The following is a 14,119-nucleotide window of genomic DNA, read 5'->3' on the forward strand; positions in this document are numbered from 1 at the left end:
CGAAGAAGAATCAGAACTTGAAGCTGGCCCGCAGCAGCAGGGTGTAGCGGACGTAGTCTTCCAGCAGTTCGGCGTCGCCGGTGATGGCCAGCATCCCCAGCTCGTTGCCCACATTCAGACGGAAGCCCAGGATCGGGCCGCCGCCTTCGATGCTGGCGGGCGTCAGGGTGAAGGCGTCGCCCCCCGAGGCGAAGCGGGCGATGGTGGTCCCGGCGTCAACCGAGAAGTTCTGACGCCAGCCCAGACGGACTTCCGGGCGGATCCAGCCGTCCTTGCCGAAGCCGTAGCCGATATTCACGGCCGCCACGCCCGAGAACAGGTGGCCGTCGCGCTCGTCGATATCCAGGTCGAAGCCGTCGCCGCCGCCGCGTTCGGATCGGGCGTCCTCGCTCAGCGAGAAGTATTCGACATAGGCTTCAGGGCGGACGTTCACACGACCGAAGTGACGTTCGTAAGAAGCCCCGCCCGCTGCGGCCAGGGTGAAGCCGTGCCAGTCGGATTCATTCTTCAGATTGACGCCCTCGGCGACCAGTTTGCGCGTCGCGCTGAAGGAGGCGTAGCCGCCCGCCGCGCGCGCCCAGGTCGACCAATACTGCCCTTGGGCGCGCCAATAGAGGCCCAGTTCCAGCAGGTTGGCCGACAGCACTTCCTCGGCGGCCGATTCCGGGTCTTCCAGATCAGACGAGGTGAAGGCGGCGGTCAGACCGAAGGCGCCCATCGAGGTGCCGCGCTCGACGCCGCCCGCCAGGCCGAAGCCTTCCGAACGGAAGCCGTAGGTGTCGGTCTTGTCCTTGTCGGCGTAGAAGTTGATCTCCTGAACCCAGGCGCTGGTTTCGCCCGGCGTCGCCGCGGCGTTGCGGCCGGTCAGGGCGCGGGTCACGGCGTCGACGCCGCTGGCCAGCGACAGCAGCGGCCCGCCCGAGTGCTCGGGCAGCAGTTGCTGATAGACGTTGAAGAAGCCTTCGCGATCCGTCTGGTTCAGCAGGGCCGCGCGGATGACCTCGTTATCGGCCAGACCGGCGTAGAGCACGTCGTAGGCGGCGGCTTCCGAGTTGATCATCTTGGCCTCTTCGGCCGTGATCCTGCGGGCGTCGATCGACAGTTCGTTCGCGGTCACGTCGCCGATCTCGACGACAAAGGCGTAAGGAGAATTGGACTGCAACTGCTCGGACGTCAGGTCTCCAGCGTTCAGGTCGCCGGCCTTGATCACCTTGAAGCTGGTCGTGCCCTCGGCTGCGATCAGGGAGTTGAAGCGCACGCCCAGGCTGCTGGCGCCCGCCAGGTCGGCTGAGCCGGACACATTGTATCGGAACTCGTCAGCCGTCGCCTCGTCCAGGGTCACGATCAGCTTGCCGTCTTCGCCGACGTTCAGGCTGGAGATATCCAGGCTGGTGGTCTGCTGAGCGTCCAGGACCCCCTTGGAAATGTCGATGTCGAGCTGGCCGTCGTCGTTCGACAGCTTGCCCTTGACCACGGCGCCGCCGCTGATCGACAGGCGGTCGGCCCCGGTCCCGAACGAGATGTCGCCGTTCACCGTGCCGTTGCGCAGATCCAGCACGTCGGCGCCGGAGCCGAAGCGGATGTCGCCGACGATCCCAGGTTCATTGGCGTCCGGCACCCCGTCGCCGTCAGCATCAGGCAACTTGTTGTCCGGGATGACCACGCCGTCCTGGACGAAGGTCACGCCGGTCGTATTGGCGCTGACGTCCACGGCGATGGCGGAACCGGTGCGCTCGACATCCTTTTCGGGCGTGACGACGGCGATGATGCGACCGGTGTTGTTGATCGTGGAAAGCGTGCCGGATTCGTCGCGGATCGCCACGGCCGAACCCTTGGACCCGTTCAACGCCACGGCGATGTTGCCCGAGTTCGAGATCGAGCCGACGTTGGCGCCGCTCTGGATCAGGACGCCGCTCGCCGTGTCGGCGTCGGAGGTGGCGATGGAGCCCTGGATGGCGCCGCTGTTGAAGATGGTAGGCAAGGAAGCGCCGCTGCCGACCAGGACGGTGCTGCTGTTCGCGGAAACGGCGGACGAGACGATGGTGCCTTCGTTGCGGAAGCCGCCGACGACCGTCACGTCCTGCCCCGTGCCGCCGATCTGCACGGCCTTGGCGTCGACGTCCTTGTAAACGCCTGCCGCTTCGATGGAGCCGCGGTTGATCAGGCCATAGGCGGAATCGCCCGCGCCGGCCGCGCCCAGTGTGATGGCGCTGTCGGACGAACCGACCAGCACGGCCGCCGACCCGCCGAACGAGCGGATGGTGGCGGTCGTTTCCTGGGCGTCGGGGATGCCGTCACCGTCGCGATCGTCGTCTTCGCGATTCTTCTTGCCGTCGCCGTCGTCGTCCTCGTCGCCGTTCTTGACGCCGTCGCTGTCGTCGTCGCCGTCGATGCCGCCCGAACCGTAGGACGGGGCGGTGTCGAAAACGACGCCCTTGCCGACATCGCCGGCGATTCGCACGGCCGGACCGCCCTGGAGCAGGTCGTCCGCATCCAGGTTTTCGAGATAGGTCTGGCCGGGCCAGGGTTCGCCCGTCGTGGGCTTGGACGGCGGGGCCGTGGTGTAGCGATAGCCGGTGGCGGTCACGGCGCCTTGAATCTTGACCTGGCCCCCGACATCGCCGTCGATGGCCACGCCGGTCGAGTTCTCGCCGACCACGCCGATGCCGCCCAGCAGGGTGACGTCGCCGCTGACGTCGCCGCTCGTGCGGACGCCATAGCCGTTGTCGCCGATGACGTTGATCTGGCCCAAGCTGACGATGTTGCCGGTCAGGGGCGCTTCGACCGACAGACCGGCGGAATTGTTGCCCTCAACCCGGATCGAACCGGAGTTCTCGATCCGAATATTGCCCGTCAGGGGGGAAGCGCCGGTGACACGAACGCCATAGCGGTTATTGCCCTCGGCGAAGGGACCGTCCAGGTCGCCGTCCTTGTCGTCGTCCTTATATTCGTCGATCGCATCGGTGATGGTGATGGGGCCGCCGATGGTGATGTCGCCGGTGTTGCCGCCGTTGGCGAGTATGCCCGTGGCGCCGTCGGCGGCCTTCAGCATGTCGATCTTGGAGCCGGCGTCGAGTTTGACGCTGTTGCTGGAATCCAGCGTCACGGCCGCGCCGGAGGTGACCGCGATAGAGCCGCCGTTGGCGATCCGCACGTCGTCGCGGGCGCCGTTATTGGCGGTCGAGGTGCTGATCGGCGTGGTGCGGCCGTTCGAGATGACCTGTTCGGCCTGGGCGCCGGCCGCAACCATCAGGGGAGCGATCGCTACAGCGGTCGCGAGCAGAATACGCATCGGTAGGAAACCCCTCGTGGTCGCACGCGCAAGGACTGAGCCGACCCTCCTAACAGGGTCCGCACCCACATGCCCCAAATTTCTTGAATTTGAGGCGATTGCAAGGCCTGGCGTTAGGCGGCTGAAGCTGAACGGCAGATGAAAACCACAGCGTGGGCGGGATGCAAGCTCGGCCTTGTGCGCTTCCGCCTTGCAGCGTAGCCGGGGACGGATATAGGGCGGAAAATCTGCAGGATGCTGATTTGCACCGTCCCGCATCCAAAGTCGGAGCCTTGGCGTTAGCGTGAAGAAGTTCAGCGGAAAGGCCCCAGGCATGAGCGTTAGCCCGATCAACGTCCAGGAAAGCGAACTGCGCCTGTTCCCGGGCTTGGATGACGAGGTCGCTGCGACCCTTCGCGCGCTGAAGGCTTGCGCGGCCCAGGATCGCCCCCGGCTGGTGGACACCACCATGCTGTTCGCGCCGCGCTCGGGCGGGGTGAAGCGTTATCTGCTGTCCAAGAAGGCGTGGTTGGCGGACAATCGCCCTGACGTGGCGCACAGCCTCGTCGTTCCCGGCGCCGGCTATAAGGCGAGCGCCGACGGCGTGGTGCGACTGCAGGCCCCCAAGCTGCCGTTCGGCGACGGCTATCGCTGGCCGGGTTCGGTGCGTCGTTGGGGCGCCTGGGTGTCGTCGCTGAATCCCGCGCTGATCGAGGCGGGCGATCCCTATACGCCGGGGCAGGGCGCGCTGGAGGCAGGCCAGAGGGTCGGCTGTCCGGTCGTGGGTTTCTGTCATTCGGACCCGGCGAGTCTGGCGGCCCTGCATTTCGGCGAGTGGGCCAAGAAGCCGGTCGAGAAACGCTGGGCCAAGCTGTTCTCGCAGTTCGATCGCGTCGTCTCGCCCAGCCGCTTCATTGCCCGGCGGCTGGAAGAGGCCGGCGTCGGCGGCATCGTCGTGCGCCCGCTGGGCGTGGAGGTCGATACCTTCCATCCGGATCGTCGCGATCGCGACTGGCTGCTGAAGAAGCTGGGTCTGGGCGCCGACGCCCGTCTGCTGTGCTTCGCCGGGCGTCCCGCCAAGGAGAAGAACGTCGGCGTGCTGATCGATGCGGTCCAGCGTCTGGGCGCGCCCTATCATCTGGTGCTGGTCGGCGCGGGCGCCGGGATGCCGCCGGAAGATCGGGTGATCTCCCTGCCGTATGAGAAGGACCCGCGCGCCGTGGCCCGCATCATCGCCAGCTGCGACGCCTTCGTGCACGCCAATGACAAGGAGCCGTTCGGCCTGATCGTGCTGGAGGCGATGGCCTGCGGCAGGGCCGTGGTCGGCGTCAACGCGGGCGGCGTGGCCGAGACGGTCGATGACAGCGTGGGGCAACTGGCCGCCTCGGCCGACCCGGTCGACTACGCCGCAGCCATTGAGGCGCTGTTCGCCCGCGACGTAGAGGCGCTGGGCGCGGCGGCGCGGGTCAAGGCGGTCGAGCAGTTCGCCTGGAACCGCGTGTTCGAGGACTTGACCATGCTGTACGGCGAACTGACCGGGCAGGCCGCCTTTGTCACGCCGCGAGAGCGACTGCCGCTCAACTAGGGTCAGGGACCGACTGAACTGCGGGCGTGCGAAAGCGGCGCCTGCGGTCGGTTTCGATTTTCAGGAGAAGAGGGAAGGGCGGTGCGCCACTCCCTCAAAGCCTTGAGAGGAGTGGCGCGAGTGACGGGGCTCGAACCCGCGACCTCCGGCGTGACAGGCCGGCACTCTAACCAACTGAGCTACACCCGCGTTCCCATCCGAAGCGACTGTGCGCCCCGGCGAGGGGCGTCGTTTAGGCGGGGCTGCGCCGAAGGTCAAGCGACCTGGCTGTGGATAAATCAAATCATCTTGTCGGAGCGGCTGCGGCGGCCTGAGGCGGGGCGGCGGGACCGGCGATTCCGCCGTCCGCCGGAAGCTGAGAGGCCGTGACCGGCGGGGGCGGTTCGTAGTGCACGCCCACGCCCGGCCCCAGCGGCAGGTCCAGCGCCACCCAGGCCGCCACCATGATCAGGCCCGCAACCAGGAAGGCTCCGGCGTAGGGCAGCATGGTCGCCATCAGCGATCCCAGGCCGAATCTCGGATCCCACCGCTGGGCGAAGGTCAGGATCAGCGGGAAGTAGCTCATCAGCGGCGTGGCGATGTTGGTGACGGAATCACCCATGCGATAGGCGGCGGTCGTCATCTCCGGGCTGATGCCCAGAAGCATGAACATGGGCACCACGATGGGCGCCAGAGCCGACCACTTGGCCGAGGCCGAGCCGATGAACAGGTCGAAGATGCAGGACACCAGCACGACCATGATCAGCAGCAGCGGCGTGGGCAGGGCCAGTTCTCGCAAGGAGGCGGCTGCATTGACCGCCAGGATCGGTCCCAGGCCGGACCAGTTGAACATGGCGACGAAGTGGGCGGCGAAGAAGGCTAGGACGATATAGGGGGCCAGTTGGCTGATCCCCTCGCGCATCATCCGCACCAGGTCGTGGTGGGTCTTGATCGAGCCGGACCCCGCGCCGAAGGCCGCGCCCGCCATGAAGAAGGTCAGGGCGAAGAAGGCGACGAGCGAGCGATAGAGCGGGTTGAACTTCTGTTCCGGCTCGGCGTCTGCGTCGACGAAGGGGGATCCGGGCAGGAAGGTCACTGCGGCCCAGACGGCGATCATGACCAGGATGGTCAGGCCGGCCCAGGCCAGGCCGCGCTTCTCGGCGGCGGTCAGGGGCGTCTTCTCCTCGGCCGCGACCGGGGCGGCGTCGTGCGGGATCCAGGCGCCCAGGCGCGGCTCGATGACGCGGTCGGTCAGGAACCAGACGATGGGGGTGAAGACGATCACCACCCCGACGATGAAGAACCAGTTGCCCGCGATGCTGACGGCGTAGGACGGATCGATCAGATGGGCGGCCGGCTCGGTGATGCCCAGGATCAGGGCGTCGCTGGCGCCGGGGAAGAGGTTGCCCGCATAGCCGCCCGAGACGGCGGCGAAGCCGGCGGCCAGGCCCGCCAGCGGATGGCGGCCGGCAGCGGCGAAGATGACGGCCGCCAGTGGAATCACCACGACATAGGAGGCGTCCGACGCGTGGTGCGACACCATGCCGGTGATCACCACGATCGGCGTCAGGATAAAGCGCGGCGCATTCAGCAGCGCGCCTCGGATCGCTGTCGAGAACAGGCCGGTCCGCTCGGCCACCGAGGCGCCGTAGATGATGGTGATGACTATCCCCAGCGGCGGGAAGTCGGCCAGGGTGCGCGGCATGCCGATGAACAGCCGCTCCAGATTGGCGGGCGACAACAGGCTTTGCGCCTGCAGCACTTCGCCGGTCACCGGGTTGACGGCGGACCAGCCCAGGCCGGCCCCGACCAGGCTCAGCACGACCAGACCGAGGATCAACCATAGGAACAGGAAGACAGGATCTGGCAGCCGATTGCCGATACGCTCGACGGTGTTCAGCAGGCGGGCGGCCAGGTTCATGCGCAAGCTCTGGGTTCAGGATAGACGACAGCGCATTTCGCGGATCACCGGCATAGGAGGCAATCGAAAGGGCTGCGGCAAATCGCGCAAAGAACTGCGAACCGTTCGCAACAAAAAACCTTTGCCGACATGGGTTTGAACCCTGGCGAGGTTGGGTCTAAGAAGCCCCGAATCCGCCCCCTACCTCCCGGCGGGCGAGGCAGCTCGAATGAACGAATTTCTTCTAGAATATCTTCCGATCGTCGTTTTCCTGGGCATCGCCATCGTGCTCGGCGCCGGCTTCATGCTGGCGGCCTGGGTGCTGGCCCCCAAGAACCCCGATACCGAGAAGCTCTCGGCGTATGAGTGCGGCTTCAACGCCTTTGACGACGCGCGCATGAAGTTCGACGTGCGCTTCTATCTGGTGTCGATCCTCTTCATCATCTTCGACTTGGAAATCGCCTTCCTGTTCCCGTGGGCGGTGTCGATGTTCGACCTGTCGCACGGCGGCATGGTCTTCGCCTTCTGGTCGATGATGGTCTTCCTGGGCGTCCTTACGGTCGGCTTCATCTACGAATGGAAGAAGGGAGCACTGGAATGGCAGTGATCGCCCCCTCTAGCCCCCTGGTCCCCGCCGGTTCGGCGGCGCGTTCGACCGTCGAGGGCTATGATCCCAAGATCCACGACAAGTTCTTCGAGTCCGTCAATACGGAGCTGGGCGAGCGCGGCTTTCTGACGACCTCGCTGGACGACGTCATCACCTGGGCCCGTACGGGTTCGCTGATGTGGATGTCGTTCGGCCTGGCCTGCTGCGCTGTGGAGATGATCCACCTGTCGATGCCGCGCTTCGACCTGGAGCGTTTCGGCACCGCGCCGCGCGGTTCGCCGCGCCAGTCCGACCTGATGATCGTCGCCGGGACGCTGACCAACAAGATGGCTCCGGCCCTGCGCAAGGTCTACGACCAGATGCCGGACCCGCGCTACGTCATCTCGATGGGGTCGTGCGCCAACGGCGGCGGCTACTATCACTACAGCTACAGCGTCGTGCGCGGCTGCGACCGCGTGGTGCCGGTGGATGTCTATGTTCCGGGCTGCCCGCCGACCGCCGAGGCCCTGCTGTACGGCATCCTGCAACTGCAGAAGAAGATCCGCCGCACGGGGACCATCGAACGATGAGCGAGCTGGTGCGCGTTGCGGAGCGCGAATCCGCCCTGACGCCCCTGGGCACGGAAATGGTCGCGGCGCTCGGCGTCGAGGCTGTGGTGGCCTATGGCGAACTGACCCTGATCGCCCCGCGCGAGAACATCGTCGAGATCATGACGGCCCTGCGCGATCAGTTCGGCTTCCAGCAGTGCATGGATGTCTGCGGCGCCGACTATCCTGACCGCGCCGAGCGGTTCGAGGTGGTTTACCACCTGCTGTCGCTGACCCGCGCCGCGCGGGTTCGCGTCAAGGTGTCGACCGATGAGGTCAAGCCGGTCCCCAGCGTGACGTCGGTCTATCCGTCGGCCGGCTGGTTCGAGCGTGAGGCCTTCGACATGTACGGCATGATCTTCTCGGATCACCCGGACATGCGCCGCATCCTGACCGACTACGGCTTCCAGGGGCACCCGCTGCGCAAGGACTTCCCCATGACGGGCTATGTCGAGGTCCGCTACGACGAAGAGCAGAAGCGCATCGTCTATGAGCCGGTGAAGCTGACGCAGGAATTCCGCAACTTCGACTTCCTGTCTCCGTGGGAAGGCGCCGACTATCCGACATCGGTCCTGCCGGGCGATGAAAAGGCGGGAGCGCAGTAATGGCCGACGTCAAGAACATGCCCGCGCCGCTCGGTTCCGCCATCGACCCGTTCGAGGACTATGAGGACGGCCTGACCCCGCACGCGCGGGCGATGGACGACCGCAAGTTCACCATCAACTTCGGCCCGCAACACCCGGCCGCGCACGGCGTGCTGCGTCTGGTGCTGGAGCTGGACGGCGAGCTGGTCACGCGCGTTGATCCGCACATCGGCCTGCTGCACCGCGGCACCGAGAAGCTGATGGAGGCGCGCACCTACCTCCAGAACATCCCCTACCTGGACCGGCTGGACTACGTCTCGCCGATGAACCAGGAGCACGCCTTCTGCCTGGCCATCGAGCGCCTGCTGGAGATCGACGTGCCGTATCGCGGCCAGCTGATCCGGGTCCTGTACTCGGAGATGGGCCGCATCCTGAACCACCTTCTGAACGCGACCATGCAGGCCATGGACGTGGGCGCCCTGACCCCGCCGTTGTGGGGCCACGAAGAGCGCGAGAAGCTGATGGTCTTCTACGAGCGGGCCTGCGGCGCGCGCCTGCACGCCAACTATTTCCGCCCGGGCGGCGTCCACCAGGACCTGACGCCCGAGCTGATCGACGACATCGGCCGCTGGTGCGCCGAGTTCCCGGCCGCGCTGAACGACATCGAAAGCCTGGTCACCGAGAACCGCATCTTCAAGCAGCGCAACGTCGACATCGGCGTGGTGTCCAAGGAGAACGCCCTGGCGTGGGGCTTCTCGGGCGTCATGCTGCGCGGCTCGGACATCGCCTGGGACCTGCGCAAGGCCCAGCCGTACGACTGCTACGCCGACATGGAGTTCGACATCGCCGTCGGCAAGAACGGCGACTGCTGGGACCGCTACCTGTGCCGCGTCGAAGAGATGCGCCAGTCGGTGCGCATCATGGAGCAGTGCATCCACAAGCTGCGCAACTGCCCTGGCGAGCCGGTCCTGACCGAGGACAACAAGATCGCCCCGCCGCGTCGCGGTGAGATGAAGCGTTCGATGGAAGCGCTGATCCACCACTTCAAGCTCTACACCGAGGGCTTCCGCACTCCGGAAGGCGAGGTCTATGCGGCCGTCGAGGCGCCCAAGGGCGAGTTCGGCGTCTATCTGGTGTCGGACGGCACCAACAAACCCTACCGCGTCAAGCTGTCGGCGCCCGGCTTCCGTCACCTGCAGGCGATGGACTGGATGAACCGCGGCCACATGCTGGCGGACGTGTCCGCCATCCTCGGCTCGCTCGACATGGTGTTCGGAGAAGTGGACCGATGAGCGTTCGTCGTCTCGCCAAGGAGCAACCGTCCTCTTTCGAGTTTTCGAAGGAGACGATGGAAAAGGCTCAGTGGTGGATCAAAAAATACCCGGTATCGCGTCGCCAGTCGGCCGTGATCCCGATCTTGTGGCTGGTCCAGAAGCAGGAAGGCTGGGTCTCTGAACCCGCCCTGCGCGCCATCGGCGACCTGCTGGGCATGGCCTATATCCGGGTGCTGGAGGTCGCGACCTTCTACACCATGTTCCAGCTGACGCCGGTCGGCACGACCGCGCTGATCCAGGTCTGCGGCACGACGCAGTGCATGCTGCGCGGCTCCAATGATCTGATGCGCGTGTGCCGCGAGAAGATCGGACCCAAGGACGAGCTGTCCGCCGACGGCCGCTTCACCTGGCAGGAAGTCGAATGCATCGGCGCCTGCTCGAACGCGCCGGTGGCCCAGATCAACGACCTCTATTACGAAGACCTGACGCCTGAGAATATGGCCCAGATCATCGACGACTTCGCCGCGGGCAAGACGCCGAAGGCGGGCAGCTATGTCGGCCGTCACACGTCTGAGCCGGTGGGCGGCCCGCGCGTTCTGACGGACCCGGCGCTGTATGACGGCTCGGCCGCCCAGAAGATTACGAAGCTGCCGAACTCGGAGCCCGTCGCTGAAAAGGCGCCGGCCTGATGGCGCGGCCGGACCTCGAGACAGATGCGGGCAGGGCGGCCTATCGGGCTGAACTGCGTCGCGTGGGCTGGCGTCAGCGTTGGGCTGGCCTGGCTTGCATCGTGGTCGCGGCCGCATTGGTTTTGTTCGCGCGCGACGGCCGTTTCGGCCTGACTGACAACGCGGTGATGGCGGCCTATGGCCTGTTGGCTATCGGATGGGTGCTGGTGATCTACGCCGTCTTCCAGCGCACCCGCCACCATAAACGCCGCATGGCGGAAGGACTTTAAGGGATCATGGTCGGCATCCTCCAAGACAAGGATCGGATCTTCACCAACCTCTATGGCTTCCACGACTGGGGCCTTGAGGGTGCGAAGACGCGCGGCGCGTGGAACGCCACCAAGGACATGCTGGACCTTGGCGGCGACTGGATCATCAACAACGTCAAGAACTCGGGCCTGCGCGGACGCGGCGGCGCCGGTTTCTCGACTGGGCTGAAGTGGTCCTTCATGCCCAAGGAAGTGAAGGATCGCCCTCACTACCTGGTCATCAACGCCGATGAGTCCGAGCCCGCGACCTGCAAGGACCGCGAGATCATGCGTCATGATCCGCACCTGCTGATCGAAGGCGCTCTGATCGCCTCCTTCGCGATGAAGGCCCACGCCTGCTACATCTACCTGCGCGGCGAATACATCCTCGAGCGCGAGCGCATGGAAGCCGCCGTCAAGCAGGCCTATGAGGCCAGGCTGATCGGCGACGACAACGTCCACGGCTGGGACTTCCACGTCTACATCCACCACGGCGCGGGCGCTTATATCTGCGGCGAGGAGACGGCCCTGCTGGAGTCGCTGGAGGGCAAGAAGGGCCAGCCGCGCCTGAAGCCGCCGTTCCCGGCGGGCGCCGGTCTCTATGGCTGCCCGACGACCGTGAACAACGTGGAATCGATCGCCGTGGTGGGCACCATCCTGCGTCGCGGCGCGGACTGGTTCGCCAGCTTCGGTCGTCCCAACAACACCGGCACCAAGCTGATGTCGCTGTCGGGTCACGTGAACACGCCCTGCGTGGTCGAAGAGGCCATGTCGATCCCGCTGCGCCAGTTGATCGAGGATCACGGCGGCGGCGTGCGCGGCGGCTGGGAAAACCTGAAGGCCATCATTCCGGGCGGCGCGTCCTGCCCGGTCATCACACGCGAACAGGCTGAAGTCGCCCTGATGGACTTCGATTCCATGCGCGAGCATCGCTCGTCGCTGGGCACCGCCGGCGTGACGGTCATGGACCAGTCCACCGACATCGTGAAGGCGATCGCCCGCATCAGCTACTTCTTCAAGCACGAGAGCTGCGGCCAGTGCACGCCGTGCCGTGAAGGCACTGGCTGGATGTGGCGCGTGCTGGAGCGTATGGCCATCGGCGACGCCGACCCGTCCGAGATCGACCTGCTGCTCGACGTGGCCGGTCAGGTCGAAGGTCACACCATCTGCGCCCTCGGGGACGCCGCCGCCTGGCCCGTGCAGGGCCTGATCCGGCACTTCCGTCACGAGATCGAAGAGCGCATCCACACCTACCGCAGCCGCCGCGCGAACTTCGCCGGCCACGCGATCGCGGCGGAGTAATCGTAATGCCTATCGCCAAGGTCAACGGCGTTGAAGTCGAGTTCGAACCGGGCATGACCGTGCTGCAGGTCGCCGAGCGCGCCGGGCAGGAAATCCCGCGCTTCTGCTACCACGAGCGCCTGTCCATCGCCGGCAACTGCCGCATGTGCCTGGTCGAGGTGAAGCCTGGACCGCCGAAGCCGCAGGCTTCGTGCGCGCTGCCGGCCGCCGACGGCCAGGAGATCTTCACCGACACGCCGATGGTCAAGAAGGCCCGCGAAGGGGTGATGGAGTTCCTGCTCATCAACCACCCGCTGGACTGCCCGATCTGCGACCAGGGCGGCGAGTGCGACCTGCAGGATCAGGCCGTCGGCTACGGCCGCGACGGCTCGCGCTACGGCGAGAACAAGCGCGCGGTCGAAGAAAAGAACATGGGCCCGACGGTCAAGACGTTCATGACGCGCTGCATCCAGTGCACGCGTTGCGTTCGCTTCATTACCGAAGTGGCTGGCGTGCCGGACATCGGCATGATCTCGCGCGGCGAAAGCGCTGAGATCACGACCTATCTGGAAAAGAACATCGACAGCGAGCTGTCGGGCAACGTCAACGACCTGTGCCCGGTCGGCGCCCTGACGCACCGTCCGTGGCAGTACCACTACCGCCCGTGGGAGCTGAAGAAGACCGAGACCATCGACGTGATGGACGCGCTCGGCTCCAACATCCGCGCCGACTCGCGCGGCGCCGAAGTCATGCGCGTGCTGCCGCGCGTGAACGAGGGCATCAACGAAGAGTGGCTGTCGGACAAGAGCCGCTACGCCGTCGATGGCCTGCAGGCGCGTCGTCTGGATCGCCCGTGGGTGCGCGAGAACGGCAAGCTGCGTCCCGCTTCGTGGGATGAAGCCCTGTCGGTCGTGGCCGACAAGCTGAAGGCCGCTCCGGCTAACCGCATCGGCGCCATCGCCGGCGATCTGCAGGACGCCGAGTCGATGAAGGCGACGCTGGACCTGTTCCGCGCCCTGGGCTCGGCCAACACCGACTGCCGTCAGGACGGCGCGGCGCTGGGCGGCGAGGCTCGCGAGGGCTGGCTGTTCAACTCTGGCCTGCAAGGCATTGAAAACGCTGACGCCATCCTGATCGTGGGCGCCAATCCGCGCACGGAAGCGCCGCTGCTCAACGCCCGTATCCGCAAGAGCTGGCTGAAGGGCGGCGTCGAAGTCGGCGTCATCGGCCCGCAAGCCGACCTGACCTATGATTACGCCTGGCTGGGCGCCGGTTCGAAGACCCTGGCCAAGCTGCCCAAGGCCGCGACCGACTTCCTGACCCAGGCGGAACGTCCCGCCATCATCGTCGGCGCGGGCGCCCTGATCGGCGAGACCGGCCCGGCCGTGCTGAACGCCCTGGGCGCGCTGGCCAAGAAGGTCGGCGTGGTCAAGGACGGCTGGAACGGCTTCAACGTCCTGCACGCCGCCGCCGCGCGCGTCGCCGGTCTGGACATGGGCTTCCTGCCGGGCGAGGGCGGTCTGGACGTGGCCGGCATGCTGAAGCCGGGCGCGCTGGACGTGCTGTTCCTGCTGGGCGCCGATGAGGTGAACGCGGACGCATCGGGCGCCTTCCGCGTCTATCTGGGCTCGCATGGCGATCGCGGCGCGCATGGCGCGGACGTGATCCTGCCGGGCGCGGCCTACACTGAGAAGTCGGGCCTGTACGTCAACACCGAAGGCCGTGTGCAGATGGCCGAGCGCGTGGTCTTCCCGAAGGGCGAGGCCAAGGACGACTGGGCCATCATCCGCGCCCTGTCGGAACGCGTCGGCCACAAGCTACCGTTCGACACCCTGGAGCAACTGCGTACGAAGCTGATGGGCGACCATCCGACCTTCGGCCGCATCGACTATCTGGCTCCGGCCGCGACGTTCGACGTCGCCAAGCTGGGCGTCAAGGGGGACCTGGGCGACGTCGCCTTCGTCTCCGTCATCGCCGATCCCTACCTGACCAACCCGATCGCGCGCGCCAGTGAAACGATGGCCCAACTGTCCGCTGAGCGGACGGCGCCGGTCGCCCTGGCGGCGGAGTAAGAC

At 66.3% G+C, this 14,119-nt stretch carries 11 protein-coding genes and 1 tRNA gene; 9 read left to right on the forward strand and 3 right to left on the reverse strand.

The window, feature by feature from the left end:
* Positions 1-10: 10 nt before the first annotated feature.
* Positions 11-3,292 (reverse strand): autotransporter outer membrane beta-barrel domain-containing protein, encoded by a 3,282-nt coding sequence (locus ACLBV5_RS00690; protein ID WP_447604537.1) that lies wholly within the window; start codon positions 3,290-3,292, stop codon positions 11-13.
* A gap of 313 nt (positions 3,293-3,605) precedes the next feature.
* On the opposite strand from ACLBV5_RS00690, the gene ACLBV5_RS00695 reads away from it, so the two are divergent.
* Complete coding sequence (locus tag ACLBV5_RS00695; RefSeq protein ID WP_025977395.1) at positions 3,606-4,856, forward strand: glycosyltransferase; 1,251 nt, start codon at positions 3,606-3,608, stop codon at positions 4,854-4,856.
* 112 nt (positions 4,857-4,968) lie between these two features.
* Here ACLBV5_RS00695 and ACLBV5_RS00700 read toward each other — a convergent pair.
* Positions 4,969-5,045 (reverse strand) — tRNA-Asp (locus ACLBV5_RS00700).
* A 94-nt stretch (positions 5,046-5,139) separates the two neighbouring features.
* Positions 5,140-6,756, reverse strand: a complete 1,617-nt coding sequence (locus ACLBV5_RS00705) for an AbgT family transporter (protein WP_447604538.1) — start codon at positions 6,754-6,756, stop codon at positions 5,140-5,142.
* A gap of 208 nt (positions 6,757-6,964) precedes the next feature.
* On the opposite strand from ACLBV5_RS00705, the gene ACLBV5_RS00710 reads away from it, so the two are divergent.
* The 8 genes from ACLBV5_RS00710 to nuoG all read left to right on the forward strand — a co-directional run bounded on the left by ACLBV5_RS00710 (position 6,965) and on the right by nuoG (position 14,116).
* Positions 6,965-7,342: an NADH-quinone oxidoreductase subunit A gene (locus ACLBV5_RS00710; RefSeq protein WP_003164585.1), complete on the forward strand. Its 378-nt coding sequence runs from the start codon at positions 6,965-6,967 to the stop codon at positions 7,340-7,342.
* Entirely contained in the window at positions 7,312-7,911 is a 600-nt protein-coding gene (locus tag ACLBV5_RS00715; protein ID WP_119412176.1) for a NuoB/complex I 20 kDa subunit family protein, read from the forward strand. The genes ACLBV5_RS00710 and ACLBV5_RS00715 overlap by 31 nt, the downstream gene beginning before the upstream one ends.
* Positions 7,908-8,534 (forward strand): NADH-quinone oxidoreductase subunit C, encoded by a 627-nt coding sequence (locus ACLBV5_RS00720; protein ID WP_025977393.1) that lies wholly within the window; start codon positions 7,908-7,910, stop codon positions 8,532-8,534. The genes ACLBV5_RS00715 and ACLBV5_RS00720 overlap by 4 nt, the downstream gene beginning before the upstream one ends.
* Before the next feature lie 92 nt (positions 8,535-8,626).
* Complete coding sequence (locus ACLBV5_RS00725; RefSeq protein WP_225212312.1) at positions 8,627-9,805, forward strand: NADH-quinone oxidoreductase subunit D; 1,179 nt, start codon at positions 8,627-8,629, stop codon at positions 9,803-9,805.
* Positions 9,802-10,476 carry an NADH-quinone oxidoreductase subunit NuoE gene (nuoE, locus tag ACLBV5_RS00730; protein ID WP_447604539.1) on the forward strand — a complete coding sequence of 225 codons (675 nt, stop codon included), beginning with the start codon at positions 9,802-9,804 and terminating at the stop codon, positions 10,474-10,476. Before ACLBV5_RS00725 ends, nuoE begins: the two co-directional genes overlap by 4 nt.
* Positions 10,476-10,745 carry a hypothetical protein gene (locus ACLBV5_RS00735; protein WP_025977390.1) on the forward strand — a complete coding sequence of 90 codons (270 nt, stop codon included), beginning with the start codon at positions 10,476-10,478 and terminating at the stop codon, positions 10,743-10,745. The genes nuoE and ACLBV5_RS00735 overlap by 1 nt, the downstream gene beginning before the upstream one ends.
* Positions 10,746-10,751: 6 nt before the next feature.
* Positions 10,752-12,065 carry an NADH-quinone oxidoreductase subunit NuoF gene (gene nuoF, locus ACLBV5_RS00740; RefSeq protein ID WP_025977389.1) on the forward strand — a complete coding sequence of 438 codons (1,314 nt, stop codon included), beginning with the start codon at positions 10,752-10,754 and terminating at the stop codon, positions 12,063-12,065.
* Between the two features lie 5 nt (positions 12,066-12,070).
* Entirely contained in the window at positions 12,071-14,116 is a 2,046-nt protein-coding gene (nuoG, locus tag ACLBV5_RS00745; protein WP_447604540.1) for an NADH-quinone oxidoreductase subunit NuoG, read from the forward strand.
* The last annotated feature ends 3 nt before the right edge of the window (positions 14,117-14,119 follow it).

It is taken from the genome of Brevundimonas sp. M1A4_2e (genome assembly GCF_053345555.1).

What these genes read in the sequence shown, in the direction of transcription:
- nuoF (WP_025977389.1), top strand. Translation starts at nt 10,752, where the DNA reads ATGGTCGGCATCCTCCAAGACAAGGATCGGATCTTCACCAACCTCTAT.
- ACLBV5_RS00715 (WP_119412176.1), top strand. Translation starts at nt 7,312, where the DNA reads ATGGAAGAAGGGAGCACTGGAATGGCAGTGATCGCCCCCTCTAGCCCC.
- ACLBV5_RS00705 (WP_447604538.1), bottom strand. Translation starts at nt 6,756, where the DNA reads ATGAACCTGGCCGCCCGCCTGCTGAACACCGTCGAGCGTATCGGCAAT.
- ACLBV5_RS00690 (WP_447604537.1), bottom strand. Translation starts at nt 3,292, where the DNA reads ATGCGTATTCTGCTCGCGACCGCTGTAGCGATCGCTCCCCTGATGGTT.
- ACLBV5_RS00710 (WP_003164585.1), top strand. Translation starts at nt 6,965, where the DNA reads ATGAACGAATTTCTTCTAGAATATCTTCCGATCGTCGTTTTCCTGGGC.
- nuoG (WP_447604540.1), top strand. Translation starts at nt 12,071, where the DNA reads ATGCCTATCGCCAAGGTCAACGGCGTTGAAGTCGAGTTCGAACCGGGC.
- ACLBV5_RS00695 (WP_025977395.1), top strand. Translation starts at nt 3,606, where the DNA reads ATGAGCGTTAGCCCGATCAACGTCCAGGAAAGCGAACTGCGCCTGTTC.
- nuoE (WP_447604539.1), top strand. Translation starts at nt 9,802, where the DNA reads ATGAGCGTTCGTCGTCTCGCCAAGGAGCAACCGTCCTCTTTCGAGTTT.
- ACLBV5_RS00725 (WP_225212312.1), top strand. Translation starts at nt 8,627, where the DNA reads ATGGACGACCGCAAGTTCACCATCAACTTCGGCCCGCAACACCCGGCC.
- ACLBV5_RS00720 (WP_025977393.1), top strand. Translation starts at nt 7,908, where the DNA reads ATGAGCGAGCTGGTGCGCGTTGCGGAGCGCGAATCCGCCCTGACGCCC.
- ACLBV5_RS00735 (WP_025977390.1), top strand. Translation starts at nt 10,476, where the DNA reads ATGGCGCGGCCGGACCTCGAGACAGATGCGGGCAGGGCGGCCTATCGG.